Origin of the sequence: Kluyvera sichuanensis, assembly GCF_014218705.1 — a bacterium.
Classification (GTDB): domain Bacteria; phylum Pseudomonadota; class Gammaproteobacteria; order Enterobacterales; family Enterobacteriaceae; genus Kluyvera; species Kluyvera sichuanensis.
In genome coordinates, this window is sequence record NZ_JABBJF010000008.1 from 146795 (window position 1) to 171953 (window position 25159).

22 protein-coding genes and 2 tRNA genes are annotated in these 25159 nt (G+C 57.8%); 15 read left to right on the forward strand and 9 right to left on the reverse strand.

Annotated elements, in window-relative coordinates; all coding sequences use genetic code 11:
* The first annotated feature begins 5 nt into the window (after positions 1-5).
* From fdhF to HII27_RS11675, 3 genes are read left to right on the forward strand one after another with little or no spacing between them, the layout of a single operon-like run.
* On the forward strand, positions 6-2156 hold the full coding sequence (fdhF, locus tag HII27_RS11665) for a formate dehydrogenase subunit alpha (protein ID WP_185668055.1): 2151 nt from the start codon (positions 6-8) through the stop codon (positions 2154-2156).
* A 4-nt stretch (positions 2157-2160) separates the two neighbouring features.
* A complete protein-coding gene (gene hypF, locus HII27_RS11670; RefSeq protein ID WP_185668056.1) occupies positions 2161-4386 on the forward strand; it encodes a carbamoyltransferase HypF in 2226 nt (741 codons plus the stop codon).
* A gap of 10 nt (positions 4387-4396) precedes the next feature.
* The gene (locus tag HII27_RS11675; protein ID WP_185668057.1) at positions 4397-5413 is read left to right on the forward strand and encodes a HoxN/HupN/NixA family nickel/cobalt transporter; all 1017 of its coding nucleotides are present in this window, start codon (positions 4397-4399) and stop codon (positions 5411-5413) included.
* 177 nt (positions 5414-5590) lie between these two features.
* On the opposite strand, the gene norW is transcribed toward HII27_RS11675, so the two are convergent.
* Positions 5591-6724 (reverse strand): NADH:flavorubredoxin reductase NorW, encoded by a 1134-nt coding sequence (gene norW / locus HII27_RS11680; protein ID WP_185668058.1) that lies wholly within the window; start codon positions 6722-6724, stop codon positions 5591-5593.
* Positions 6721-8169: an anaerobic nitric oxide reductase flavorubredoxin gene (gene norV / locus HII27_RS11685; protein ID WP_185668059.1), complete on the reverse strand. Its 1449-nt coding sequence runs from the start codon at positions 8167-8169 to the stop codon at positions 6721-6723. Before norV ends, norW begins: the two co-directional genes overlap by 4 nt.
* A gap of 191 nt (positions 8170-8360) precedes the next feature.
* On the opposite strand from norV, the gene norR reads away from it, so the two are divergent.
* Complete coding sequence (gene norR / locus HII27_RS11690; RefSeq protein ID WP_185668060.1) at positions 8361-9884, forward strand: nitric oxide reductase transcriptional regulator NorR; 1524 nt, start codon at positions 8361-8363, stop codon at positions 9882-9884.
* On the opposite strand, the gene gutQ is transcribed toward norR, so the two are convergent.
* The 7 genes from gutQ to srlA form a co-directional block, all read right to left on the reverse strand.
* Positions 9881-10846 (reverse strand): arabinose-5-phosphate isomerase GutQ, encoded by a 966-nt coding sequence (gutQ, locus tag HII27_RS11695; protein ID WP_185668061.1) that lies wholly within the window; start codon positions 10844-10846, stop codon positions 9881-9883. The two genes, norR and gutQ, sit on opposite strands and share 4 nt — an antisense overlap.
* Positions 10839-11612, reverse strand: coding sequence for a glucitol operon DNA-binding transcriptional repressor SrlR (gene srlR / locus HII27_RS11700; RefSeq protein WP_185668062.1), 774 nt, complete (start codon positions 11610-11612; stop codon positions 10839-10841). The genes gutQ and srlR overlap by 8 nt, the downstream gene beginning before the upstream one ends.
* A 68-nt stretch (positions 11613-11680) precedes the next feature.
* Positions 11681-12040, reverse strand: coding sequence for a transcriptional regulator GutM (gene gutM, locus HII27_RS11705; RefSeq protein ID WP_185668063.1), 360 nt, complete (start codon positions 12038-12040; stop codon positions 11681-11683).
* 49 nt (positions 12041-12089) lie between these two features.
* Positions 12090-12869, reverse strand: coding sequence for a sorbitol-6-phosphate dehydrogenase (srlD, locus tag HII27_RS11710; RefSeq protein WP_185668064.1), 780 nt, complete (start codon positions 12867-12869; stop codon positions 12090-12092).
* Between the two features lie 17 nt (positions 12870-12886).
* On the reverse strand, positions 12887-13249 hold the full coding sequence (gene srlB, locus HII27_RS11715; protein ID WP_185668065.1) for a PTS glucitol/sorbitol transporter subunit IIA: 363 nt from the start codon (positions 13247-13249) through the stop codon (positions 12887-12889).
* 10 nt (positions 13250-13259) lie between these two features.
* Positions 13260-14246: a PTS glucitol/sorbitol transporter subunit IIB gene (srlE, locus tag HII27_RS11720; RefSeq protein ID WP_185668066.1), complete on the reverse strand. Its 987-nt coding sequence runs from the start codon at positions 14244-14246 to the stop codon at positions 13260-13262.
* Entirely contained in the window at positions 14243-14806 is a 564-nt protein-coding gene (gene srlA / locus HII27_RS11725; RefSeq protein ID WP_185668067.1) for a PTS glucitol/sorbitol transporter subunit IIC, read from the reverse strand. Before srlA ends, srlE begins: the two co-directional genes overlap by 4 nt.
* A 391-nt stretch (positions 14807-15197) precedes the next feature.
* Between srlA and mltB the strand changes: the two genes are divergently transcribed.
* From mltB to HII27_RS11780, 11 genes are all read left to right on the forward strand, one after another.
* Positions 15198-16268, forward strand: a complete 1071-nt coding sequence (gene mltB / locus HII27_RS11730) for a lytic murein transglycosylase B (RefSeq protein WP_185668068.1) — start codon at positions 15198-15200, stop codon at positions 16266-16268.
* A gap of 194 nt (positions 16269-16462) precedes the next feature.
* Complete coding sequence (locus HII27_RS11735; protein ID WP_185668069.1) at positions 16463-17173, forward strand: metal ABC transporter ATP-binding protein; 711 nt, start codon at positions 16463-16465, stop codon at positions 17171-17173.
* Positions 17170-18024, forward strand: a complete 855-nt coding sequence (locus tag HII27_RS11740; protein WP_185668070.1) for a metal ABC transporter permease — start codon at positions 17170-17172, stop codon at positions 18022-18024. Before HII27_RS11735 ends, HII27_RS11740 begins: the two co-directional genes overlap by 4 nt.
* A gap of 17 nt (positions 18025-18041) precedes the next feature.
* Complete coding sequence (locus HII27_RS11745; RefSeq protein WP_185668071.1) at positions 18042-18920, forward strand: metal ABC transporter substrate-binding protein; 879 nt, start codon at positions 18042-18044, stop codon at positions 18918-18920.
* A gap of 138 nt (positions 18921-19058) precedes the next feature.
* Complete coding sequence (gene pncC / locus HII27_RS11750; protein WP_185668079.1) at positions 19059-19556, forward strand: nicotinamide-nucleotide amidase; 498 nt, start codon at positions 19059-19061, stop codon at positions 19554-19556.
* Positions 19557-19636: 80 nt separating this feature from the next.
* Positions 19637-20695: a recombinase RecA gene (gene recA / locus HII27_RS11755; protein WP_035892538.1), complete on the forward strand. Its 1059-nt coding sequence runs from the start codon at positions 19637-19639 to the stop codon at positions 20693-20695.
* A 152-nt stretch (positions 20696-20847) separates the two neighbouring features.
* Entirely contained in the window at positions 20848-21348 is a 501-nt protein-coding gene (recX, locus tag HII27_RS11760; protein WP_185668072.1) for a recombination regulator RecX, read from the forward strand.
* A 250-nt stretch (positions 21349-21598) separates the two neighbouring features.
* Positions 21599-24226, forward strand: a complete 2628-nt coding sequence (gene alaS, locus HII27_RS11765; RefSeq protein ID WP_185668073.1) for an alanine--tRNA ligase — start codon at positions 21599-21601, stop codon at positions 24224-24226.
* Positions 24227-24466: 240 nt separating this feature from the next.
* Complete coding sequence (csrA, locus tag HII27_RS11770) at positions 24467-24652, forward strand: carbon storage regulator CsrA (protein ID WP_000906486.1); 186 nt, start codon at positions 24467-24469, stop codon at positions 24650-24652.
* Positions 24653-24969: 317 nt separating this feature from the next.
* Positions 24970-25062 (forward strand) — tRNA-Ser (locus HII27_RS11775).
* A 3-nt stretch (positions 25063-25065) separates the two neighbouring features.
* Positions 25066-25142, forward strand: a tRNA-Arg gene (locus HII27_RS11780).
* The last annotated feature ends 17 nt before the right edge of the window (positions 25143-25159 follow it).

The following is a 25159-nucleotide window of genomic DNA, read 5'->3' on the forward strand; positions in this document are numbered from 1 at the left end:
TACTGATGAAAAAAATCACGAGTGTGTGCCCTTACTGTGGGGCTGGTTGCAAACTGAAGCTGGTTGTCGACAACGGTAAAATTATCCGCGCCGAGGCCGCCGACGGTAAAACCAACCAGAATGAGCTGTGCCTGAAGGGCTATTACGGCTGGGATTTCCTCAACGATACCAAGCTGTTGACCCCCCGATTAACGCAGCCGATGATCCGCTATGAAAAAGGCGGCAAGTTCACTCCCGTGAGCTGGGATGAGGCGATTCGCTATACCGCGAAGCGTCTTGGCGATATCAAAGCCAAATTCGGGCCGCGCGCCATTATGACCACCGGGTCATCGCGCGGCACCGGCAATGAAACCAACTATGTGATGCAGAAATTCGCCCGCGGCGTGCTGCATACCAATAACGTCGACTGCTGCGCGCGCGTTTGCCACGGCCCATCGGTGGCCGGGCTTCAGGACGTGCTGGGCAACGGCGCGATGAGCAACAGCATCGGCGATATTGAAAACTCCCGCTGCCTGCTGGTCTTTGGCTACAACTGCGCGGACTCGCACCCGATTGTGGCGCGTCGCGTGATTAAGGCGAAAGACAAAGGGGCCAAAATTATCGTCTGCGATCCGCGTCGTATTGAAACCGCGCGCATCGCCGACCAGCATCTGCAGATGCGTAACGGCAGCAATATGGCGCTGGTGAACGCTTTCGCCCACGTGCTGCTGGAAGAAGACCTGTACGACCACGAGTACGTTTCTCGCTATACCACCGGGCTTGATGAGCTGCGCGAAATCGTCAAAGACTACGCGCCGGAAGCGGTGGAATCCCTGACCGGCATTCCGGCCATGCAGGTTCGTCAGGCGATGCGCACCTACGCGGCCGCGCCGTCGGCGACCATTATGTGGGGCATGGGTGTCACCCAGTTTGGCCAGGCGGTTGACGTGGTGAAAGGGTTGGCAAGCCTGGCGCTGCTGACCGGTAACCTCGGGCGAGAAGCCGTCGGCGTTGGCCCGGTGCGTGGGCAGAACAACGTGCAGGGCGCGTGTGATATGGGCGTGCTGCCAAACCAGTTCCCTGGCTATCAGGATGTGGTGGACGCCGCCGTGCGCGAGAAGTTCGCCAAAGCCTGGGGCATCGATGCCAGCCTGATGGACGACAAAGTCGGCGTGCGCATTACCGAAGTGCCGCATCTGGCCATCGAAGGGAAGGTGAAAGCCTACTACATCATGGGCGAAGACCCGCTGCAAACCGAGGCGGATTTAGGTCTGGTGCGCAAAGGGTTTGAAGCGCTCGACTTTGTGGTGGTGCAGGACATCTTTATGACCAAGACCGCCGAGCAGGCGGATGTGCTGCTGCCCGCTACCTCATGGGGTGAACACGGCGGCGTCTTCACCTGCGCCGACCGCGGCTTCCAGCGCTTCGAGAAAGCCATCGAACCGACCTATAACGTCAAGCGCGACTGGGAAATTATCAGCCTGCTGGCAAGCGAAATGGGCTACCCGATGCATTACGACGACAACCAGCAAATCTGGGACGAAATGCGCGAGCTGTGCCCGCTGTTCTACGGCGTAACCTACGAGAAAATGGGTGAGATGGGGCACGTACAGTGGCCGTGCCCGACCCTTGACCATCCGGGGACGCCGTATCTGTACGAAGGCAATCAGTTTGCCACGCCTGATGGTAAAGGCCACCTGTTTGCGGCACCGTGGCGTGCACCAGCCGAAACGCCGGACGCCGACTTCCCGCTGGTGCTCTGCACCGTACGCGAGGTCGGGCACTACTCCTGTCGCTCGATGACCGGCAACTGCGCGGCGCTGCAATCGCTCGCTGATGAGCCAGGCTTTGTGCAGATGAACCCGCAGGATGCCAACCTGCTTGGCGTGCATGATAAGCAGCTGGTGTGGGTCTCCTCACGTCGCGGCAAAGTGATTAGCCGCGCCTGCGTGAGCGAACGCATCAATCACGGCAGCGTTTATATGACCTACCAATGGTGGATTGGCGCCTGCAACGAACTGACCCAGGATAACCTCGACCCTATCTCGAAAACGCCGGAAACCAAGTATTGCGCGGTGAAAATCGAGGCGATTGAGGATCAGAACTGGGCCGAAATCTACGCGCAGGACAGCTATCAGTCGATGAAAACGCGCCTCAACGCGGCGCTCAACGGGTAATCAGATGAACGCAAACGGCGTGCAGATCCGCATCTGCGGAAAAGTACAAGGGGTGGGCTTCCGTCCTTTTGTCTGGCAGCTAGCCAAACAGCGCGGCTGCCTCGGTGATGTCTGCAACGACAGCGCCGGGGTACTGCTGCGCCTGTACGGTGACGAAGCGGACTTTATCGCCGCGCTGTACCAGTACTGCCCGCCGCTTGCGCGCATTGATAGTACCCACGTCGAGCCCTTTGAGTGGCCGACGCTGCCGACCGATTTTACCATCCGCCAGAGCGGTGCCGGGGCGATGAGCACCCAGATTGTCCCGGATGCGGCAACCTGTCCGGCGTGCCTGGCAGAAATGAACGACCCGCAGGAGCGGCGCTATCGCTACCCGTTTATCAACTGCACCCACTGTGGGCCGCGCTTTACCATTATTCACGCCATGCCCTACGACCGCCCGCTGACGGTGATGGCGGCGTTTCCGCTCTGCCCGCAGTGCGAGGCGGAGTACCGTAATCCTTATGACCGCCGTTTTCACGCTCAGCCGGTGGCCTGCGCCGAGTGCGGGCCGTGGTTGATGTGGCAAAGCGGCGAACAACGCGCGGAAAAAGAGGCGGCGCTTGCCGCCGCTATCGCCATGATTGATGCCGGTGGCATTGTGGCAGTGAAGGGCATTGGCGGCTTCCATCTGGCCTGCGATGCCGGAAATTCTGCGGCGGTGGCGACGCTTCGTGCGCGCAAACATCGCCCGGCAAAACCGCTAGCGGTGATGGTGGCAAACGCCGACGCGCTGTCAATTGACGCGCGCTCGCTGCTGAAAACCCCCGCCGCACCGATTGTGCTGGTGGATAAACATCTGATTCCTGGGGTCTGCCCGGAGATTGCGCCGGATCTTGCGGAGGTTGGCGTGATGCTGCCCGCCAACCCGCTACAGCATCTGCTAATGCAGGCGCTGGCGCGCCCGCTGGTGATGACCTCCGGTAATCTGAGCGGTAAGCCACCGGCGCTGACCAACGATGATGCACTGACCGATCTGGCCGATATTGCCGACGGCTTCCTGCTGCACAACCGCGATATCGTGCAGCGTATGGACGATTCGGTGGTGCGTCAGAGCGGTGAGATGCTGCGCCGTTCGCGCGGCTATGTGCCGGATGCATTGACCCTGCCGCCGGGCTTTCGCGATGTGCCGCCGATGCTCTGCCTCGGCGCGGACATGAAAAATACCTTCTGCCTGGTTCGCGGCGACCGGGCGGTACTCAGCCAGCATTTTGGCGACCTGACCGACGACGGCGTGGAAGCCCAGTGGCGGCAGGCGCTGGCGCTGATGCAGTCCATTTATGGCTTTGCGCCGCAGGCGGTGGTGGCGGATTACCATGCGGCCTATCGTTCGTCCCAATGGGCGGCTGAACTGGCGCTGCCGCAGCATCAGGTGCTGCATCATCACGCGCACATTGCCGCCTGCCTTGCCGAGCACGACTGGCCGCTTGACGGCGGTGAGGTGATTGCGATGGCGCTCGACGGTATCGGCATGGGCGAACACGGCGCGCTGTGGGGCGGTGAGTGTCTGCGCGTGAGCTACCGCGAGTGTGAACATCTTGGCGGCCTACCCGCCGTGGCGCTACCGGGCGGTGACCTGGCGGCGCGTCAGCCGTGGCGTAACCTGCTGGCGCACTGCCTGGCGTTCGTGCCCGGCTGGGAAACGTTTGATGCTACGCAGACCGTACAGCAGCAAAACTGGCCGCTGCTGGCGCAGGCGATTCAGCGCGGGATCAACAGTCCGGTGGCGTCCTCCTGCGGCCGCCTGTTTGACGCGGTGGCCTGTGCGGTCGGCTGCGCGCCGCTGGCGCTGAGCTACGAAGGCGAGGCCGCCTGTCGGCTGGAAGCGCTGGCGTCGGGCTGTGCGGGCGTGAGACATCCAGTGACGATGCCGGTTGTTGATAATCAGCTGGATCTCGCCACCTTCTGGCAGGCATGGCTGAGCTGGCAGGCAACCCCGGCGCAAAAAGCGTGGGCGTTTCATGATGCGCTGGCGCAGGGCATTGCCGCCTTAATGCGTCAGCATGCAGAGCGTCTGTCGCTCTCGACGCTGGCTTTCGGCGGCGGTGTGCTGCACAACGTGCTGCTGCGCAATCGCCTTACGCACTATCTACACGATTTCACTTTGCTCTTTCCAAAGCGTTTACCCGCGGGGGATGGGGCAATTTCATACGGGCAGTCTGTGATTGCTGCAGCTCGCCATCTGGTTTAAGGAGTTACTCATGTTGTGGAATGTTCTTCGTCAACAGCCGCGCGCAACGCTGCTGGTTATGGTTCTCGTGTTGGCGAATTTACTGGCCTGGGGTTGGGCATGGCAGGCATTTGGTCATAACGGCGCGCTGATGGCCGCCAGTCTGCTGGCGTGGGGCTACGGCCTGCGTCATGCGGTGGACGCTGACCACATTGCGGCGATTGATAACGTCACCCGTAAAATGATGCAGCAGGGTAAGCGCCCGTTTGGCGTCGGTGCCTGGTTCTCGCTCGGCCACTCCTCCATCGTGGTGCTGGCATCGGTGGCGATTGCCGCCACGGCGACCGCGTTCCAGCATAAGATGAGCTGGTTCCACGACACCGGCAGCATCATCGGCACCACCGTGTCGGCGGTGTTCCTGCTGGCGATGGCGCTGGTCAACCTGATTATTCTGCGCGGCGTGTGGCGCAGCTTCCAGTCGCTGAAAAAAGGCGAGTCGGTTTCCGCTGACCTGCCGGTGACGGGCGGCATGATGAGCGCGCTGTTCAGCCGTACTTTCCGCCTGATTGGCAAGAGCTGGCACATGTATCTGGTGGGCTTCCTGTTTGGCCTCGGTTTTGACACCGCCACTGAAATTGGCGTGTTGGGCATCTCTGCCGCCAGCGCATCCAGCGGGATGTCAATGTGGTCGATTATGGTCTTCCCGGCGCTGTTCGCGAGCGGCATGGCGCTGGTTGACACCCTGGATAACATTCTGATGGTGGGCGCGTACGGTTGGGCCTTCAACAAGCCGCAGCGCAAGCTTTACTACAACATGACGATTACCGGTGCCTCCGTGGTGGTTGCGCTGTTTATCGGCGGGCTGGAAGCGCTGGGGCTGATTATCGATAAGTTCGACCTGACCGGCGGCATCTGGAGCGGTGTGTCGATGCTGAGTGACAACCTTGGCAACGCGGGCTTTGTGGTCATTGGCCTGTTCGCGCTGTGCTGGCTGGTGTCGATGGTCAACTACCGCTGGCGTAACTATGACGCGCTGGTGGTGCGTTAAGATTTGAGCCGTTCCCGGCGGCGCCACGCTTGGCCGGGCTACATTCGATCTGTAGCGCCGCCGGGGAAACGCCGGGCGCAAAAACAAAAAAAGCCCCGGGGCAGCGGGGCTAAAATCAGACGCTAGCGCGTCCTTGCGCTTGAGGTTAAGTCATACAGTGGACAGAGAGTTTACGGCTTAACTTGTGAGCGACTTCAACAGACCAAAGGCCTCTTTCATTCGCTCCTCGCTAACCACGAATGCCCGCAGCTGCTGGCCTTCGTCGTAGCCTTGCGCCAGCATACCGTCGGCGCGGGTTTCAATCTTCCAGTTCAAATCCTGACGGCGGGTTTCACCGGCCAGATGCAGCGGCAGATCCGGCGTTTTCACCTTCACCAGCATGTTTGGCAGCTTCAGCTCGCCGGACTGGCCGAGAATATTCTTCGCCAGGCACATCGCGCTCATCAGAATCGGCTGCAGGAACGGCAGCACGGTACCGTTGATCTCCGCACAGTCGCCCAGCGCATAGATATCCGGGTTGCTGGTACGCAGGGTGCTATCGACCTTCACGCCACGGTTAATTTCAAGGCCCGCCATGCGTGCCAGCGCGGTTTCCGGACGCAGGCCGGTGGCGGCCACCACCGCATCAACCTCGACGTGACGGTCGCGGTCAAAGGTGGCGCGAATACCGGTGGCAGTCTGCTCCAGCGACTGCAGCTGAGATTTCAGCAGCAGATGAATACCCATGTCGGTCAGACGATGCTGCAACCGGCTGCTCACTTCCGGCGGCATCAGCGAGGCCAGCACGCTGGCGGAGTTATCGACCACGGTGACCGCTTTACCGGCGCGGCTAAAGTCCATCGCCAGCTCGCTGCCAATCAGGCCGCCGCCGATAATCAGCACGCGCTGGGCATCGCGCAACGCACTCTGCGCGGCACCGAACTCCTGCTGACTGTTGAGGGTCAGCATCAGTTCTTTGCCCGGTACCGGCGGCACGATGGTTGACGCGCCCGTTGCCAGCACCAGCTTGTCGTACTGCCATTCATGGTTCTGGCTTTTCACCACATGCGCATTGGCGTCGATGCCGGTCACCCAGGTCTGCGGGAACAGATTCAGGTTGTACTGCTCGGCGAACTCGCCTGCGGTTTGCAGGGTGAGGTCGGCGGCGGTTTGCCCCCGGCTCACCACGTGGCTTAAGTCCGGTTTGTTGTACTCGTCGATGCTGTCGGCGGCGATGAGCGTCAGTTTGACGCTCGCGTCGAGCTTACGAATATTCTTCACCAACTGCCGGGCCGCGAAGCCCGAGCCGATGATCACGATGCCATGATTCATTTTGCCTCCGTCGCCATCACGTCAAAGACATCTTTCCCTAATGAACATTCCGGGCACAGGAAGTTGTCAGGGACTTCGCTCCACGGGGTGCCTGGCTGGACGTCCTGGTTTGGTTCGCCTTTTGCCGGATCGTAAACCCACTGACACACGCTGCACTGCATGCTTGGGCCGAGGTCGGCAGCGGCAGCGGCGGCACAGGCGCAGGCCTCTTTCGCGGCGTCTGGTTTTGCCGTGGCTTCTGGCAGTGGCGCCAGCGCCCACTGACGGGCAATTTCACGGCCGTGCTGACGGCAGATTTCCAGCGCGTCGAGATCCGGGCGCCATTTCGCTTTCAGGCTCAGTGACATTTCAAAGCCCGCATCCTGCAAACGAGTAGACAGACGGTCAACCGCACCGCCGCTCCAGCCGTGAGAACCAAAGGCGCTGGCGCGTTTGTTACGGAAGCGCAGGCCGGTCATCTCTTCCACCAGGCCAGCAATTTTCGGCATCATCACGTTGTTCATGGTTGAAGTCCCCACCAGCACGCCTTTAGAACGGAAGACGTTGGTCAGAATTTCGTTTTTATCGCTGCGGGCGACGTTGAAGATTTTCACCGCCACGTTCGGGTCAACTTCGTTGATCCCCTGAGCAATCGCATCCGCCATCATGCGGGTGTTGTTGGACATGGTGTCGTAGAAGATAGTGATACGGTCTTCCTGATAGTCCGCCGCCCATTTCAGATACAGTTCGACGATCTGCGTTGGGTTTTCACGCCATACCACACCGTGGGAGGTGGCAATCATATCAACCGGCAGGTTAAAGCCGAGGATCTCGGTGATTTTCGGCGTCACCAGGCGGCTGAACGGGGTCAGGATGTTGGCGTAGTAGCGCTGGCACTGTTCGAACAGTTCGGTCTGGTCAACTTCGTCGTTGAAAAGGCGTTCGTCACAGTAGTGCTGGCCGAAGGCATCGTTACTGAACAGCACCGCGTCGCCGGTCATGTAGGTCATCATGCTGTCAGGCCAGTGCAGCATCGGGGTTTCAACGAAGATCAGCTGTTTGCCGTTACCGATGTCCAGGCTGTCGCCGGTTTTCACCACGTGGAAGTTCCACTCTGGGTGATGGTGGTGGCCGTTGATGGAGTCAATGGCGTTGGCGGTGCAGTAGATTGGGGTGTCCGGAATCTGCGACATCAGCTCGGTCAGCGCACCGGCGTGGTCTTCTTCGGCGTGGTTAATGATGATGTAGTCGATATCAGCCAGGTCGATTTCGCCGCGCAGGTTCTGCACGAATTCACGGCTGAATTTATGGTCGACGGTATCAATCAGGACGTTTTTCTCTTCACGGATAAGGTAGCTGTTGTAGCTGCTGCCGCGCAGCGTTTTGTATTCGGTACCGTGGAAATCACGTACTTCCCAATCGCGTTGACCAACCCAATGAATGTTATTTTTAACCAGAATAGACATAGCAACCTCAATTAATTCAGCGTTTTTTCAAAAAAGATGTATTGCTAATTGCAGGTTGCGTGCCAACTTTTTAATTGATTGATTTTATTGGTTTAATTAATTTATACCTCTTTATTGTTAGTCAAAATGACTATGCTTAATATTGTCAATATGACATTATGCATTGTCAAAATGACTGTACGAGGTACGCCATGAGCTTTTCCGTTGATGTGCTAGCAGGCATCGCCATTGAACTCCAGCGCGGCGTCGGCCATCAGGACCGATTTCAGCGTCTGATCACCACGCTTCGCCAGGTGCTGGAGTGTGATGCCTCCGCGCTGCTGCGCTACGACGCGCGGCAGTTTATTCCGCTGGCGATTGATGGGCTGGCGAAAGACGTGCTCGGCAGGCGTTTTACCCTCGAAGGGCATCCGCGGCTGGAGGCGATTGCCCGTGCGGGTGACGTAGTGCGTTTCCCGGCCGACAGCGATTTGCCGGACCCGTACGACGGCCTGATCCCTGGCCAGGAGAGCCTGAAGGTCCACGCCTGCATCGGGTTGCCGCTGTTTGCCGGGCAAAACCTGATTGGCGCACTGACTCTCGACGGTATGTCGCCGGACCAGTTTGATGTCTTCAGCGATGAAGAGCTGCGGCTGATTGCCGCGCTGGCGGCGGGGGCGCTCAGCAACGCGCTGCTGATTGAGCAGCTTGAAAGCCAGAACATGCTGCCGGGCGCGCCGACCGATTTCGAGCAGGTGAAAGAGACGCAGATGATTGGTCTGTCGCCGGGCATGACGCAGCTGAAAAAAGAGATTGAGATTGTCGCCGCTTCCGACCTGAACGTACTGATAAGCGGCGAAACCGGCACCGGGAAAGAGCTGGTGGCAAAAGCGATTCATGAGGGCTCGCCGCGCGCAGTCAGCCCGCTGGTGTATCTGAACTGCGCCGCGCTGCCGGAGAGCGTGGCCGAGAGCGAGCTGTTTGGCCACGTCAAAGGGGCGTTTACCGGGGCTATCAGCAACCGCAGCGGCAAGTTTGAGATGGCCGACAACGGCACGCTGTTCTTAGATGAAATTGGCGAGCTGTCGCTGGCGCTGCAGGCCAAACTGCTGCGCGTGCTGCAGTATGGCGATATTCAGCGCGTCGGTGATGACCGCAGCCTGCGTGTTGATGTGCGGGTGTTGGCTGCGACCAACCGCGACCTGCGCGAAGAGGTGCTGGCGGGCAACTTTCGTGCAGACCTGTTCCATCGTTTGAGCGTATTCCCGCTATCCGTGCCGCCGCTGCGCGAACGGGGTGACGACGTGGTGCTGCTGGCGGGCTACTTCTGCGAGCAGTGTCGGCTGCGGCTTGGATTGTCGCGAGTAGTATTAAGCAGCGGCGCACGGGCGCATCTGCAAAACTACGGCTGGCCGGGTAATGTGCGCGAGCTTGAGCACGCGGTACACCGTGCGGTGGTGTTGGCGCGGGCAACCACGCGCAGCAACGGCGAGGTGGTACTGGAAGCGCAGCACTTTGCGTTCCAGGAAAGTACACCGACGGCGGCGGTTGCTGAGGTTGCGGCCCCGTTGGCAACGGTGAATAACCTGCGTGACGCCACCGAGCATTTTCAGCGGCAGATGATTCGTCAGGCACTGGAGATGCATCAACATAACTGGGCGGCAAGCGCCCGGGCGCTGGAGACAGACGTCGCCAACCTGCACCGGCTGGCGAAGCGTCTGGGGCTGAAGGATTAAAGGATCCCGGCCTGGTAGAAGTTTTGCAGGTTAATTGCGCCGACCAGCCGATGGTTGTCATCTACCACCGGCGCGGCGCTGATTTTCTGCTTCATCAGCTGTTCTTTAGCATCCACGGCGCGGGCCTGATCGTGCAGGGTCACGCCGCCCTTGGTCATCGCGTCGTTAACGCAATCCGCCAGCGAACCGCCGCTCACCAGCCAGCGACGCAGATCGCCGTCGGTGAACACGCCCTGAACCTGTGATTGATCGTTGCAGACCGCCACCATCCCCATGCCGGTGCGGCTGAGTTCCAGCATCGCATCCATTACGCTGGCGTGAACGGTGACCTGCGGGACATCGCTCTCTTGACGCATCAGGTGGTGAACGCGGTTGAGCAGGCGTGCGCCCAGCGCGCCTGCCGGGTGAGAGCGCGCAAAATCTTCTTCATTAAAGCCGCGCGCCTGCATCACGGCAATCGCCAGCGCGTCGCCCATCATCAACGTGTTGACGGTGCTGGAGGTTGGCGCCAGGTGCATCGGGCAGGCTTCACGTTCAACGGAAATATCGATAACGGCGTCGGCTGCCTGCGCCAGCGCGGAGTTGGCCTTGCCGGTCATCGCCAGCAGCACTACGGATTTTTCTTTCAGGCGCGGAATAATGTAGTCGAGCTCTTTGGCGCTGCCAGAGTAGGAGATAAACAGCATCACGTCGCGGCTTTCCACCATGCCCAGATCGCCGTGCAGCGCTTCCGCCGGGTGGACGAAGAACGCCGGAGTGCCGGTGCTGGCGAAGGTGGCGGCCAGCTTTTTGCCGATATGGCCGGATTTGCCCATCCCGGAAACAATCAGTTTTCCTTTGCAGTTCAGGATGGCGTTGGCGGCCTGAACAAAGGTCTCGTCAAGACGGTCGGGTAGGCGGCTTGCTTCCTGCAGTTCCAGTAACAGGGCCTTACGCCCGGCCTCTAACAAAAAATCACTCATTGCTCTCTCCGGTTATGATCACTTCAATCCCTTTGTCTTCCAGCGCTTGACGAAACGCCGGGTCGATTCCCGCGTCGGTAATCAGCTTGTCGACGCTCTCCAGACTGCACACCACGTTAGGGCTTTTTCGTCCGAATTTTGAGGAGTCCGCCATCAGAATCACTTCGCGTGCGGCGTTGCACATCGCTTTACTGACGGTATAGACCTCGTTAAAGGTGGTCACCCCGGCGTTCAGATCGATGCCGTCGGTGCCCATAAAGAGTTTATCAAAGCTGAAATGCTCAAAGGCATTTTCCGCCAGTTGCCCGTGGAACGAGGCGGATTTTTTGCGGAAGGTGCCGCCGGGCATCAGGATGGTCTGCTCGTTGTCCAGTTCCGACAGCGCGTTAACGATGTGCAGGCTGTTGGTCATCACGGTGATGTTGCGAAAGCGGGCGAGCATGGGAACCATCTGTAACACGGTGCTGCCCGCATCCAGAATGATGGAATCACCGTCGTGGATAAAGGCAACCGCGGCCTCTGCGATGCGCTCTTTTTGGTGGGTGTTGATGAGCGTTTTGTGATCGATAGGCGGGTCGGATTCGTCCTTGTTTAACACTACTCCGCCGTAGGTTCGAATGACGGTTCCCGCGTTTTCCAGAATGACCAGATCCTTGCGAATGGTGGTTCCCGTGGTGTCAAAGTACTGGGCCAACTCTTCAACCGAGCATTTTCCCTGCTTTTGCAGGTGCTCAAGAATAGCGGCCTGACGCTGACGAGGTTTCATAGGCGTGATTACCCTGACATAAATTTGCGAAATGATAATTTCGCAAGCTATTAGCATTCACAACGAAATTACCCATGTTTCAGTTTAAGCGCCAATGATAGTGCATTCTGCGATAGGGGATCATGGGGAAAGATCACATCAGGCTGTAATTCATCACGATGTTTTCCTTTCAGCCCGTCAATTTTCCCCGGCCTGGCGAATACGGTGACCCCTTTCATAAACAGCGAATCGACAACGTGAAGGCGTTCATCCAGCGCGATAGCGACCACCACGCGCGGCTTAAAGCGCCCGCCGGAGCGCCCTACGCCAACTCGACCCTGCTGGCAGAGCTTATCGAACGCCCGGTTGAAGCGGTGGATTTGCCAGCCACCCAGCGCAAGCTGCGCGCACCAGGCAATAACGGCAACGGTAATCAGGGCTGAGACCATGATGTGCTCCTTGGTTGCCCGGTAAGCGTAGCGCCACCGGGCAAAACGTTTAGAACATCACCTGCCCGCCGGTGACGTTGATTGACTGGCCGGTACAGTAGGAGGCTTTCTGGCTGGCATAGAACAGCAGCATGTTCAGCACATCCTGGTAGTCGCAGCCACGTTTTAGCGGCACTTTATCAATGTAGTACTGCTCCACCTCGCCCGGTTCGATACCAAGCTTGGTGGCGTACTGCGGCAGCAGCGACTGAAACATCGGAGATTTCAGCAGGTTGCCAAGCATCAGTGAGTGTACGGTGATGCCGTACTCGGCCAAATCCAACGCCAGCGACTGCGTTAAGCCTACGCCGCCAAACTTTGCCGCGCTGTAGCCTGAGTTGTGCTTGCTGCCCACCTTGCCGGATTTTGAGTTAATTTGAATGATGCGCCCGGCAATGCCGTCACGGATCATCAGCCGGGAGAATTCGCGGGCGCAGAGGAAATAGCCCACCAGGTTGACCTGGAGCGAGCGGTCAAAATCGCCAAGCGCAAAGTCGCTGATAAATGCAGCTTTCGCGATACCGGCGCTGTAGACCAGTAGATCCGCGCGGCCAAAAATTTCATCCACACCGCGCGATAGCGCCAGCACGCTCTGTTCGCTGGTGGCATCGGCTCCAAAGCCACTGGCCATCCCCTCGCCAAATTCGGCGTTAATCTCCTGCGCGACGCTGGCGGCTTTATCGCTTTGAATATCGACTACGGCGATGCGGTATCCCTCTGCGGCAAGCCCGCGGCAGAGGAAGGCCCCTAAGGTCTGGCCTCCGCCAATAACAATGGCAACCTGTTTCATGATTTTCTCCTTAAATATCAATCGATAAACTGCAAAATAGTACCCGGTGCAATATCGTCCGGCGTAGGCCCGGCGAGGTGTACCGTGCCGGGAAACTTCGCTTCGTTTTGCCCGTCGAAGCACAGGGTGATATGTCCCAGTTCGCGCAGGTTTTGTTCGGCGACGCTGCCCACCGCGGTGACCTGATAGCGCTGGGGGCCAATCTCAAACTGCATGCCCTTCAGAAGTGGGCCGCTCAGTTCGCCGGGACGGTGGATGTAGCAAAATTCTTCAATATTTGCCGGAGCGCCTTCCCGGAAGGTGATCAGCATTTGTTCGCCCAGCGCTTCTGCGGCGCTCTGGCCGATACGGGTAATGGTGGTCTGATAAATCACGGCCATCGTGTTTTTCCTATTGATAGATAAAGCCGGATACAAACCAGGCAATCAGCACGGTTGGGGCGCCGGTCAAAAAGCGGCTCACCAGTACGGAAGGCACGCCGACGCGCACGGTGTTCTGCCGGGCCTCGGCGAGCGAGAGCCCCACCGGAATAAAATCGCAGGCGGCCTGGGCGTTAATCGCGAACAGGGCGGGCAGCGCCAGGTGCGGCGGGATATTGCCAAGCCCAATTTGCACGCCTATCAGGACGCCAATCACCTGAGCGATAACGGCGCCTGGCCCAAGGAAAGGGGATAGCAGCGGGAAGGAGCAGATCAGCGCCAGCGTGACCAGCCCAAGCGGGTGGCTGGCAAGCGGTGCCAGGCCGTGGGCTATCCAGTCGCCGAGGCCTGATGCCATGATGATGCCAATAAGCGCCGACACGAACGCCATAAACGGCAGAATGGTCTTGAGCACCGTATCGATGGTGTCGCGACCTGCCTGGAACAGCACCGCCACTGCCGATCCCATTCCCATGCCGACTTTGGCCAGCAGGCCGTCGCTCTGTTCGGTGATCTTTTTGCTGGTGTCGTAATCGCGCCCGCTGGCGGCCTTAGGCTTTGCGGACGGTGCGACGTCAGCGGTTTCGCTCGCGTTACCAACCAGGCGAATGTGCTCTTCCCTGACGCCGGAGACGTAAATATCCTCCAGAATAAACTGCGCCAGCGGGCCAGATTTGCCGGTGGCATGGATATTGATGGTGGGAATCCGGCGCTTCGGGTAGATACCGCAGCGCAGCGTACCGCCACAGTCGATGATCGCCACGCCAATCTCCTGCTCAGGCGGTTCACCCTCTTTAAATCCATCGACGGCCTGCCAGCCGGTGAGTTCGGCGAGTTTGTCAACGATGGCCGGGCGGGTTCCGGCCGTGATGTAGACGATTTTCTTACCGGGTTCGGCGTCCAGTTCAAGCGGGCCACCCCAGCCGCCGGTTCCTCTTTCAATACGAATACGCGTCATGATGCCGCTCCCGACAGTTGAACGTTCTGTTCCAATTGGATGCCCATTTTTTTCTCAAAGACGGCGGTGGTGAAGTCTGTAATCCAGCCGCGGAAGAAGTTAGTCACCAGACCGAGCAGCAGGTAGCTCACCGCCAGCGGCCCGAGCGGCAGACCGAGCGTGGTCAGGCCGTTGGCTATGCCCAGATAGACAAACAGTTCACCGGGGTTGATGTGGGGGAAAAGTCCGTTCATCGAGTGGCAGCTATAGGAAGCGGCGGCATAGTAGCTGGGCTTGTACTTCTCAGGCATAAAGCGCCCGAGGCTCAGCGTCATGGGGTTACAAAACACAAATGTGCCAATGCAGGGCAGCAGCAGGTAGCGAGAGACGGGGTTGCCGGCACAGCGTTGAGCAAACCGCTCAATGCGATGCTGACCGATGAAGTTAATGAGCGCATTCATGATAACCAGCAGGCTAATCAGCAGCGGAAGAATGCCGGTCACCATGCCGGTGAAGACCTCTCCGCCTTTCTGAAACAGCCCGATGAACCATTCAGCACCAAGGGTAATGGTGTCGACCATCGTTATCTCCTGTAGGTATTTATCGTTTTATACCCGTCATACTTCAAGTTGCAGGTGCGTTGGCTGCGCTCGCTCACCCCAGTCACTTACTAGAGTAAGCTCCTGGGGATTCACTCCCTTGCCGCCTTCCTGCTACTCGAATTATTTAGGGTATACGACCAAAAGGTGGATGATTTTAATCAGATCGAAAGCTTTTAAAGTGTTATTTTGATCGCAAAATGAAAGATAAATATTTTATTGTGAAAGTTATTGCGAGGGTGGCCGCAGGAAAAAGAGAAAACGAAGTGCAGGAATGAGAAATTCTGCGAGCGAGCGCGACAACCGCTTCCTTGCAGCGTGGCGGATGCTTTACCATATTTAACTCTTGCTGATATTGTTAAACGGATGTCCCATGTTGAAGCGTCGTGTTCTGGCTTTACTCCCCCTGTGTGTCCTGCTCGCTGCTTGTAGCAGCAAACCTAAAACGGCTGAATCTCCGGCAACCACTTCCGGCGGTTTTCTCCTTGAACCTCAGCACAATGCGCTAATTCCGACCGGTGATTTTGCTAACAACCCGGCGGCAGAGCAGTTCATTGACAAGATGGTGAGCAAGCACGGTTTTGACCGACAGCAACTGCATGAAATCCTCTCTCAGGCCAAGCGCCTGGACTACGTGTTGCGCCTGATGGACAGGCAGGCACCGACCGGCCTGCCGCCAACCGGCCCGAACGGGGCGTGGCTGCGCTATCGCAATCAGTTCATTACGCCGGATAACGTCCAGAATGGCGTGGTGTTCTGGAACCAGCATCAGGACGCGCTGCAGCGCGCTTCCCAGGTGTACGGCGTGCCGCCGGAAATTATCGTCGGGATTATCGGTGTGGAAACTCGCTGGGGCCGAGTGATGGGTAAAACGCGCATTCTCGATGCGCTGGCGACGCTCTCCTTCAACTATCCGCGCCGCGCGGCGTACTTCTCCGGTGAGCTGGAAACCTTCCTGCTGATGGCGCGTGATGAGCAGGATGACCCGCTGGATCTGAAAGGCTCATTTGCCGGGGCGATGGGCTACGGGCAGTTTATGCCGTCTTCCTACAAAGAGTATGCGGTTGATTTCAATGGTGATGGTCATATCAACCTGTGGGATCCGGAAGATGCCATCGGCAGCGTGGCGAACTACTTCAAACAGCACGGTTGGGTAAGTGGCGACGCGGTGGCGGTGCAGGCGATGGGTCAGGCTCCGGGGCTGGAGAATGGCTTCAAAACCAAATACAGCGTTTCGCAGCTGGCGGCGGCAGGCTTAACGCCGATGCAGCCGCTGGGTAATCATCAGCAGGCCAGCCTGCTGCGGTTGGATATCGGCACGGGCTATCAGTATTGGTACGGTCTGCCGAACTTCTACACCATCACCCGCTATAACCACAGTACCCACTATGCGATGGCCGTCTGGCAGCTGGGTCTGGCAGTCTCTCAGGCGCGCGGTCAGTAATCCTTCCTTCTGGCTCCCCTCGGTTCAGAGGGGAGCTTGTTACATTTCGCATCATTTTCTGCCGTTTACATCTTACTGCTAATTCAATATTGTTACGTTATAACATTAAATGATGAGGCGAAGATGTTCACTCCTGTTTTTATGGCCAGCAGCGTGACGCGGGTTTTGCTGGCCTGCGCGCTATTGAGCGTGCTGTGGCTGATGGTCTGGTGGGCGGTGTCGCTGCCATGATTGAACTGGACAACCTGGTGGCAGGCTATGAAGGCGTGGCGATTACGCCATCGCTGAGCGGCGTCATTCACAAAGGCAGCATGACGGCGATTGTCGGCCTGAACGGCTGCGGAAAATCCACTTTACTGAAAACGCTGGCGGGATTTATTCCGCCGGTAAGCGGCGTCATTCGCTGGGCACCTTCACGCCCGGTGATCGGTTGGCTGGCCCAGCGTCATGCGCTGGAGTCGCAGTTTCCGTTAACCGTGCTGGACGTGGTGAGCCAGGGGGCGTGGCCGCGAATTTCATTGCTGCGTGGCCTGCGTAGCGACACGCGCCAGCGCATTGCCGCTGCACTGGCGCGAGTGGGGCTGGAAAGCATGGCGAAAACACCCATTGACGCACTTTCCGGCGGCCAGTTCCAGCGCATGCTCTTTGCCCGCGTGCTGGTACAGCGCGCGCCGCTGGTGATGCTTGATGAGCCCTTCACCGGCATTGATGAAGCCACCAGTCATGACCTGATGGGGGTAATTCAGGAGATGCATCAGCAGGGGCAGACCGTGCTGGCGGTGCTGCATGACAATCAACGCGTGGCGGAGTACTTCCCGGAAACGCTGTTGCTGGCACCACAGAACGCCTGCTGGGGGCATACCCGCGACGTGCTTTCTGCATTCAAATCCGCGAGGCACGCATGATCTGGCACACCTTCTTCCAACCCTTTATCGAGTTTGGCTTTATGCGCCGGGCGCTGGTGGTGTGCCTCGCGCTGTCGCTCAGTACCACCATCCTCGGTGTCTTTTTACTGCTGCGGCGGATGAGCCTGATGGGGGACGCGCTGTCGCATGCCATTCTTCCCGGCGTGGCGGTGGGTTATCTGGTCAACGGCATGTCACTGCTGGCGATGACCGTAGGCGGCTTTATTGCTGGCATTACGGTGGCGCTGGTGGCCGGTTGGGTTAGCCGACGCACGCCGCTGAAAGAGGATGCCAGCTTCGCCGGATTCTACTTAGGGTCGTTGGCGCTGGGGGTCACGCTGGTCTCGCTGCGCGGCTCCAACGTTGACCTGCTGCATCTGCTGTTCGGCTCGATTCTGGCGGTGGATAACGATGCCGCACTGTTTGTGGCGGGGGTCGCCAGCCTGACGCTGCTCTGCATTGCGCTTTTCTACCGGGGACTGGTGAGCGAAGCGTTTGATAGCAGTTGGCTACAGGTGAATGCGCGCTGGCTGCCCGTGTTGTTGCACGGGCTGTTTCTGGCGCTGCTGGTGCTCAACCTGGTGGCCGGTTTTCAGGTGCTGGGCACGCTGATGGCGGTGGGGGTCATGATGCTGCCCGCCGTTGCGGCGCGCTGCTGGGCGAAAACCTTACCGTCAATTCTGCTGCTGGCGGCGCTGATAGGCGGCGTATGTGCCTGGATGGGGCTCAGTCTGTCGTGGGCCGCGAATCTGCCCGCCGGACCGTCGATTGTGCTAACCGCGAGCGGTATCTTTTTGATTTCTGTGTTGTTTGGCAAGCGAAGCCGGCTGACCGTGAGCTGGTTAAAATGAAGAGGAAAGGGGACAAGATGAAACGTATTGGGGTGATTATGGCGCTGGCGTTAGGGCTGGCGGCGCAGGGGGCGATGGCAAAGACGCTCAACGTGGTCAGCAGCTTTTCGGTGCTGGGCGACATGGTGAAGCAGGTGGGTGGCGATCACGTTCACGTCGACACGCTGGTTGGCCCGGACGGCGACCCGCATACCTTCGAGCCGTCGCCGAAAGATAGCGCGCTGCTCAGCAAAGCGGATGTCGTGGTGGTCAACGGTCTGGGGCTGGAAGGTTGGATGGACCGCCTTATCAAAGCATCGGGCTTTAAAGGTGAACTGGTGGTGGCTTCAACGGGCGTAAAAACCCACACTCTGGATGAAGATGGCAAAACGGTGACCGACCCGCACGCCTGGAACAGCGCGGCAAACGGCGCACTGTACGCGCAGAATATCCTGACTGGCCTGGTGAAGGCTGACCCGGAAGATAGCGCGGCGCTCAATGCTTCCGGCAAACGCTACATTGGCGAGCTTAACGATATTCATAGCTGGACGAAGCAGCAGTTCAGCGCCATTCCGCAGGCGAAGCGTAAGGTGCTGACCAGCCACGATGCCTTTGGCTACTTCTCTCGCGCCTACGGCGTCACCTTCCTGGCACCTCAAGGGCTCTCTTCAGAAAGCGAGGCCAGCGCGGCGCAGGTGGCAGCGTTGATTAAGCAAATTAAGGCCGATGGCGTACACACCTGGTTTATGGAAAACCAGCTCGATCCGCGCCTGGTGAAACAGATTGCCGCGGCTACCGGCTCGCAGCCGGGCGGCGAACTGTATCCGGAAGCGCTGTCGAAATCGGGCGGCGTGGCGGACAGCTACGTCAAAATGCTGCGTCATAACGTGGAGCTTATCGCCGCCAGCATGCGCTAAACCCGGCACTTCCTCGCCCCGGTTCTTCCGGGGCGTTCAATTTCGGAATCCCCCTCGTAAAATCACCATCCCGTCCCCACATCTGTTCTGAAAGTGCTATCTTTGATGGCCTCTTTATCGGGCTGAAGCGGAGCGATGATGACAGATTCAGAATTAATGCAGCTGAGTGAAAAGGTTGGCCTGGCGCTGAAAGCGCGTGGGGCGACGATGACCACCGCAGAGTCCTGTACCGGCGGCTGGATAGCCAAAACCATTACCGATATTGCTGGCAGTTCTGCCTGGTTTGAGCGTGGGTTTGTGACCTACAGCAACGAGGCCAAATCGCAGATGATTGGCGTGCGTGAAGTGACGCTCGAACAGCACGGTGCGGTGAGTGAACCGGTGGTCGTTGAGATGGCCATTGGAGCACTGCGCGCGGCGCGGGCTGACTTTGCAGTCTCGGTTAGCGGCATTGCCGGGCCGGACGGCGGCAGCGCGGAAAAGCCGGTTGGCACGGTCTGGTTCGGCGTAGCAAGCGCCACCGGGCAAGGCGTTACCCAGCGTGAATGCTTTGACGGCGACCGTGAATCGGTGCGTCGACAGGCGACCGCTTATGCGCTCAATCTCCTCTGGCAACAATTTCTACAAAATACTTGATACTGTATGACCATACAGTATAATTGCCTCAACAGAACAGAATTCACTATCCGGTAACACCCGGTATGACAGGAGTAATAATGGCTATCGACGAAAACAAACAGAAAGCGTTGGCTGCAGCGCTGGGCCAGATCGAAAAGCAATTCGGTAAAGGCTCCATCATGCGTCTGGGTGAAGACCGCTCCATGGACGTGGAAACTATCTCTACCGGTTCGCTTTCACTGGATATCGCGCTGGGCGCTGGTGGCCTGCCAATGGGCCGTATCGTCGAAATCTACGGGCCAGAATCCTCCGGTAAAACCACCCTGACGCTGCAGGTTATTGCCGCAGCACAGCGTGAAGGCAAAACCTGTGCGTTTATCGATGCTGAACACGCGCTGGACCCGGTTTATGCTCGCAAGCTGGGCGTTGATATCGACAACCTGCTGTGCTCCCAGCCGGACACCGGCGAACAGGCTCTGGAAATCTGTGACGCGCTGGCGCGTTCCGGTGCCGTAGATGTTATCGTCGTTGACTCCGTTGCGGCGCTGACCCCGAAAGCGGAAATCGAAGGCGAAATCGGTGACTCTCACATGGGCCTCGCGGCACGTATGATGAGCCAGGCGATGCGTAAACTGGCGGGTAACCTGAAGCAGTCCAACACCCTGCTGATCTTCATCAACCAGATCCGTATGAAAATCGGCGTGATGTTCGGTAACCCGGAAACCACTACCGGTGGTAACGCGCTGAAGTTCTACGCTTCCGTACGTCTTGATATCCGTCGTATTGGCGCGGTGAAAGAGGGCGACAACGTGGTGGGTAGCGAAACTCGCGTGAAGGTTGTGAAGAATAAAATTGCTGCGCCGTTTAAACAGGCTGAATTCCAGATCCTCTACGGCGAAGGTATCAACTTCTTCGGCGAGCTGGTCGACCTCGGCGTGAAAGAAAAGCTGATTGAAAAAGCGGGTGCCTGGTACAGCTACAACGGCGACAAAATTGGTCAGGGTAAAGCGAACGCTATCTCCTGGCTGAAAGAGAACCCGGCTGCGGCGAAAGAAATTGAGAAGAAAGTGCGTGAGCTGCTGCTCAACAACCAGGACTCTACGCCGGACTTCGCCGTTGATAACAACAGCGTCGAAGAAACCAACGAAGACTTCTAATCATGTAGCCCGGCCGAGTGAAACGACGCCGGGAATGCGCTCAGAGTCCCCCGGGGTCGGTGCTATCGCACCTCGTCCGGGCTACTTGATTGTGCACATTTGAAGGGCTGCTTATGCAGCCCTTTTTGCATTTATTACGACGGTAAAACATCATGACCGAAAACTCACCGCGTCGTTCCGCCTATGCTCGCCTGCTGGATCGCGCCATTCGCATTCTGGCAATGCGTGATCACAGCGAACAGGAGCTGCGACGTAAACTTACCGCCCCAGTGATGGGGAAAAATGGTCCTGAGCCTATCGACGCGCCGCCGGAAGAGGTTGAAAAGGTGGTGGCCTGGTGCTTTGAAAACCGCTACCTCGACGATAGCCGCTTTGTGCAGCAGTTTATGGCCGGGCGCAGCCGCAAAGGATATGGCCCGGCGCGGATCCGTCAGGAGCTGGGGCAGAAGGGCATTGCCCGCGAAGCCATCGAGCAGGCCATGCGCGAGTGCGACATTGATTGGGCTTTACTGGCGCGCGATCAGGCGGTAAGAAAATACGGTGAACCGTTGCCGACCACTTTTGCGGAAAAGGTCAAAATCCAGCGTTTTTTGCTCTATCGCGGCTACCTGATGGAAGATATCCAGGAAATATGGCGAAATTTTGCTGATTGACCGCACTGGGGATTTTACTTCCCTTTAAAGAAAACTTATCTTATTCCCACTTTTTCCGTCCGGAGGCGGGTTGTTTTTAAAGCAATCCGCGTCGGTGACGAATATTCCTTAATACACAAAATCATTCAAGCCGCATCAGAACGATGGGCGAGAGAAGCTCCAGGCAGGTACTTCAGTACGTGTTCGGAGGTGAAAACAGCCGTTGCCTCGCGGTTTGAAGGATGAAGTGTAGCTTGATGTCAGGATAATTATGAGCAAGAGCACCGCTGAGATCCGTCAGGCGTTTCTCGACTTTTTCCATAGTAAAGGCCATCAGATAGTTGCCAGCAGCTCCCTGGTGCCGAATAACGACCCTACGTTGCTGTTTACCAATGCCGGGATGAACCAGTTCAAAGATGTGTTCCTCGGTCTCGACAAGCGTAATTATTCTCGCGCGACCACCGCGCAGCGTTGCGTGCGTGCGGGCGGTAAACACAATGACCTGGAAAACGTCGGTTACACCGCACGTCACCACACCTTCTTCGAAATGCTGGGCAACTTCAGCTTCGGCGACTACTTCAAACACGACGCTATCCAGTACGCGTGGGAACTGCTGACCGGTGAGAACTGGTTCGCCCTGCCGAAAGAGCGTCTGTGGGTCACCGTCTATGAGAGCGATGACGAAGCTTACGAAATCTGGGAAAAAGAAGTCGGTATCCCGCGTGAGCGCATCATCCGTATCGGCGACAACAAAGGCGCGCCGTACGCTTCGGATAACTTCTGGCAGATGGGCGATACCGGTCCTTGCGGCCCGTGCACCGAAATCTTCTATGACCACGGCGACCACATCTGGGGTGGCCCTCCGGGTTCCGCAGAAGAAGACGGTGACCGTTACATTGAGATCTGGAACATCGTCTTCATGCAGTTCAACCGTCAGGCTGACGGCACCATGGAACCGCTGCCGAAGCCGTCCGTGGATACCGGTATGGGTCTGGAGCGTATTACCGCTGTGCTGCAGCATGTGAACTCCAACTATGACATCGACCTGTTCCGTAAACTGATCGACGCGGTGGCGAAAGCGACCGGCGCGACCGATCTGAGCAACAAGTCTCTGCGCGTGATTGCGGACCACATTCGTTCTTGTGCGTTCCTGATTGCCGATGGCGTGATGCCGTCTAACGAAAGCCGCGGCTACGTGCTGCGTCGCATCATTCGTCGCGCCGTCCGCCATGGCAACATGCTGGGCGCGAAAGACACCTTCTTCTACAAGCTGGTTGGCCCGCTGGTAGAAGTGATGGGTGCAGCAGGCGAAGAGCTGAAACGTCAGCAGGCGCAGGTTGAGCAGGTACTGAAAACCGAAGAAGAGCAGTTTGCTCGTACGCTGGAGCGCGGTCTGGCGCTGCTCGACGAAGAGCTGGCAAAACTGACCGGCGATACGCTGGACGGCGAAACCGCTTTCCGTCTGTACGATACCTACGGCTTCCCGGTTGACCTGACGGCGGACGTTTGCCGTGAGCGCAACATCAAGGTTGACGAAGCTGGCTTCGAAGCCGCGATGGAAGAGCAGCGCCGTCGTGCGCGTGAGTCCAGCGGTTTTGGCGCCGACTACAACGCGATGATTCGCGTTGATGGTGCTTCAGAATTTAAAGGCTATGACCACCTGGAACTGAACGGCAAAGTGACTGCGCTGTTCGTTGACGGCAAAGCGGTAGACGCTATTGCTGCTGGCCAGGAAGCGGTTGTGGTGCTTGACCAGACTCCGTTCTATGCAGAGTCCGGCGGTCAGGTTGGCGATAAGGGCGAACTGAAAGGCGCGGGCTTTAGCTTTGCTGTCAGCGACACCCAGAAATACGGCCAGGCAATTGGTCACCTCGGCAAGCTGGCTACCGGCGCGCTGAAAGTGGGCGATGGTGTGCAGGCTGACGTTGATGTTGCACGCCGTGCACGCATCCGTCTGAACCACTCTGCAACGCACTTGATGCACGCCGCGCTACGCCAGGTTCTGGGCACGCACGTTGCGCAGAAAGGCTCGCTGGTGAACGATAAGGTTCTGCGCTTCGACTTCTCTCATTTCGAAGCCATGAAGCCGGAAGAGATTCGTGCGGTTGAAGATCTGGTCAACGCCCAGATTCGTCGCAACCTGCCAATCGAAACCAACATCATGGATCTCGAAGCGGCGAAAGCGAAGGGCGCGATGGCGCTGTTCGGTGAGAAATATGACGACCACGTTCGCGTTCTGAGCATGGGCGACTTCTCTACCGAGCTGTGCGGTGGTACTCACGCTTCTCGTACCGGCGATATCGGTCTGTTCCGCATTGTGTCCGAATCCGGCACCGCGGCAGGCGTTCGTCGTATCGAAGCTGTCACTGGTGAAGGTGCAATTGCCACGCTGCACGCTGAAAGCGATCGCCTGAGCGATATTGCGCAGCTGCTGAAAGGCGACAGCCACAACGTCACCGAAAAAGTGCGTACCGTTATTGAACGTACGCGTCAGCTGGAAAAAGAGCTGCAGCAGCTGAAAGAGCAGGCCGCGGCACAGGAAAGCGCAAACCTTTCCAGTAAAGCTGAGAATATTAACGGCGTTAACCTGCTGGTGAGCGAGCTTGCCGGCGTTGAGCCGAAGATGCTGCGTACTATGGTCGACGATCTGAAGAACCAGTTAGGTTCTGCGGTTATCGTACTGGCGACGGTCGCAGAAGGTAAGGTTTCTCTGATTGCAGGCGTGTCTAAGGATGTGACCGACCGTGTGAAAGCAGGGGAGCTGGTTGGCATGGTCGCTCAGCAGGTGGGCGGCAAAGGGGGCGGTCGTCCGGATATGGCGCAAGCTGGTGGTACCGACGCGGCTGCGCTCCCTGTTGCACTGTCCAGTGTGAAAGGCTGGGTCAGCGCTAAACTGTAATAACAATAAACGCATGCGAGTGCCTTAACGTTAAATGTTAAGGCACCTTGCATATGCGGTACTGATAACGATAAAGTCAGGTTGAAGTCATGTAGATCGGCTAAACTTACATTTAACAGAGTGTGATGCCGTGACCGCTTACACGAAGGTGTTTGTCATAGCTGACCTTTTGGCGTTATATGATGGAGAATGCCGGGATACAGAGAGACCCGACTCTTTTAATCTTTCAAGGAGCAAAGAATGCTGATTCTGACTCGTCGAGTTGGTGAGACCCTCATGATTGGAGATGAGGTCACTGTGACAGTTTTAGGGGTGAAGGGTAACCAGGTGCGCATCGGCGTAAATGCCCCTAAAGAAGTCTCTGTTCACCGTGAAGAGATCTACCAGCGTATCCAGGCTGAAAAATCCCAGCAGTCCAGTTACTAAGTTCTCGCGTCTCACCCCGCGGGTGAGACGCACCTCTCGCAGTTTTCTTCGTTTTCCCCTCGTTTTCTCCCTTTTTTCTTCGCCCCAGCGCTTTTACGTCCATTTTCTTTTTTGCTGCTATACCGGCAAAAACGCAATTTATCTGTTGATAAAACGTGCATTCTGTCTTTTTTAACAGCTTATTGCGTGTGAAATGTGCAAACGAAAAAAATCTGCGGAAAATTGTTTGACTTATAAGTCTCAGAAAGTAATATGTGCGCCACACAGCGACGATGAGCAGAAACAAGTTCTTCGAAGCACTCGCAAGAGGTGTTGTTGGTGAGGTGGCCGAGAGGCTGAAGGCGCTCCCCTGCTAAGGGAGTATGCGGTCAAAAGCTGCATCCGGGGTTCGAATCCCCGCCTCACCGCCATTTGCATCCGTAGCTCAGCTGGATAGAGTACTCGGCTACGAACCGAGCGGTCGGAGGTTCGAATCCTCCCGGATGCACCATCTTCTCTGAGATAACG

Excerpts from the sequence above, each read along its gene's own strand:
- fdhF (WP_185668055.1), top strand. The coding sequence starts at position 6 with ATGAAAAAAATCACGAGTGTGTGCCCTTACTGTGGGGCTGGTTGCAAA.
- hypF (WP_185668056.1), top strand. The coding sequence starts at position 2,161 with ATGAACGCAAACGGCGTGCAGATCCGCATCTGCGGAAAAGTACAAGGG.
- HII27_RS11675 (WP_185668057.1), top strand. The coding sequence starts at position 4,397 with ATGTTGTGGAATGTTCTTCGTCAACAGCCGCGCGCAACGCTGCTGGTT.
- norW (WP_185668058.1), bottom strand. The coding sequence starts at position 6,724 with ATGAATCATGGCATCGTGATCATCGGCTCGGGCTTCGCGGCCCGGCAG.
- norV (WP_185668059.1), bottom strand. The coding sequence starts at position 8,169 with ATGTCTATTCTGGTTAAAAATAACATTCATTGGGTTGGTCAACGCGAT.
- norR (WP_185668060.1), top strand. The coding sequence starts at position 8,361 with ATGAGCTTTTCCGTTGATGTGCTAGCAGGCATCGCCATTGAACTCCAG.
- gutQ (WP_185668061.1), bottom strand. The coding sequence starts at position 10,846 with ATGAGTGATTTTTTGTTAGAGGCCGGGCGTAAGGCCCTGTTACTGGAA.
- srlR (WP_185668062.1), bottom strand. The coding sequence starts at position 11,612 with ATGAAACCTCGTCAGCGTCAGGCCGCTATTCTTGAGCACCTGCAAAAG.
- gutM (WP_185668063.1), bottom strand. The coding sequence starts at position 12,040 with ATGGTCTCAGCCCTGATTACCGTTGCCGTTATTGCCTGGTGCGCGCAG.
- srlD (WP_185668064.1), bottom strand. The coding sequence starts at position 12,869 with ATGAAACAGGTTGCCATTGTTATTGGCGGAGGCCAGACCTTAGGGGCC.
- srlB (WP_185668065.1), bottom strand. The coding sequence starts at position 13,249 with ATGGCCGTGATTTATCAGACCACCATTACCCGTATCGGCCAGAGCGCC.
- srlE (WP_185668066.1), bottom strand. The coding sequence starts at position 14,246 with ATGACGCGTATTCGTATTGAAAGAGGAACCGGCGGCTGGGGTGGCCCG.
- srlA (WP_185668067.1), bottom strand. The coding sequence starts at position 14,806 with ATGGTCGACACCATTACCCTTGGTGCTGAATGGTTCATCGGGCTGTTT.
- mltB (WP_185668068.1), top strand. The coding sequence starts at position 15,198 with ATGTTGAAGCGTCGTGTTCTGGCTTTACTCCCCCTGTGTGTCCTGCTC.
- HII27_RS11740 (WP_185668070.1), top strand. The coding sequence starts at position 17,170 with ATGATCTGGCACACCTTCTTCCAACCCTTTATCGAGTTTGGCTTTATG.
- HII27_RS11745 (WP_185668071.1), top strand. The coding sequence starts at position 18,042 with ATGAAACGTATTGGGGTGATTATGGCGCTGGCGTTAGGGCTGGCGGCG.
- pncC (WP_185668079.1), top strand. The coding sequence starts at position 19,059 with ATGACAGATTCAGAATTAATGCAGCTGAGTGAAAAGGTTGGCCTGGCG.
- recA (WP_035892538.1), top strand. The coding sequence starts at position 19,637 with ATGGCTATCGACGAAAACAAACAGAAAGCGTTGGCTGCAGCGCTGGGC.
- recX (WP_185668072.1), top strand. The coding sequence starts at position 20,848 with ATGACCGAAAACTCACCGCGTCGTTCCGCCTATGCTCGCCTGCTGGAT.
- alaS (WP_185668073.1), top strand. The coding sequence starts at position 21,599 with ATGAGCAAGAGCACCGCTGAGATCCGTCAGGCGTTTCTCGACTTTTTC.
- csrA (WP_000906486.1), top strand. The coding sequence starts at position 24,467 with ATGCTGATTCTGACTCGTCGAGTTGGTGAGACCCTCATGATTGGAGAT.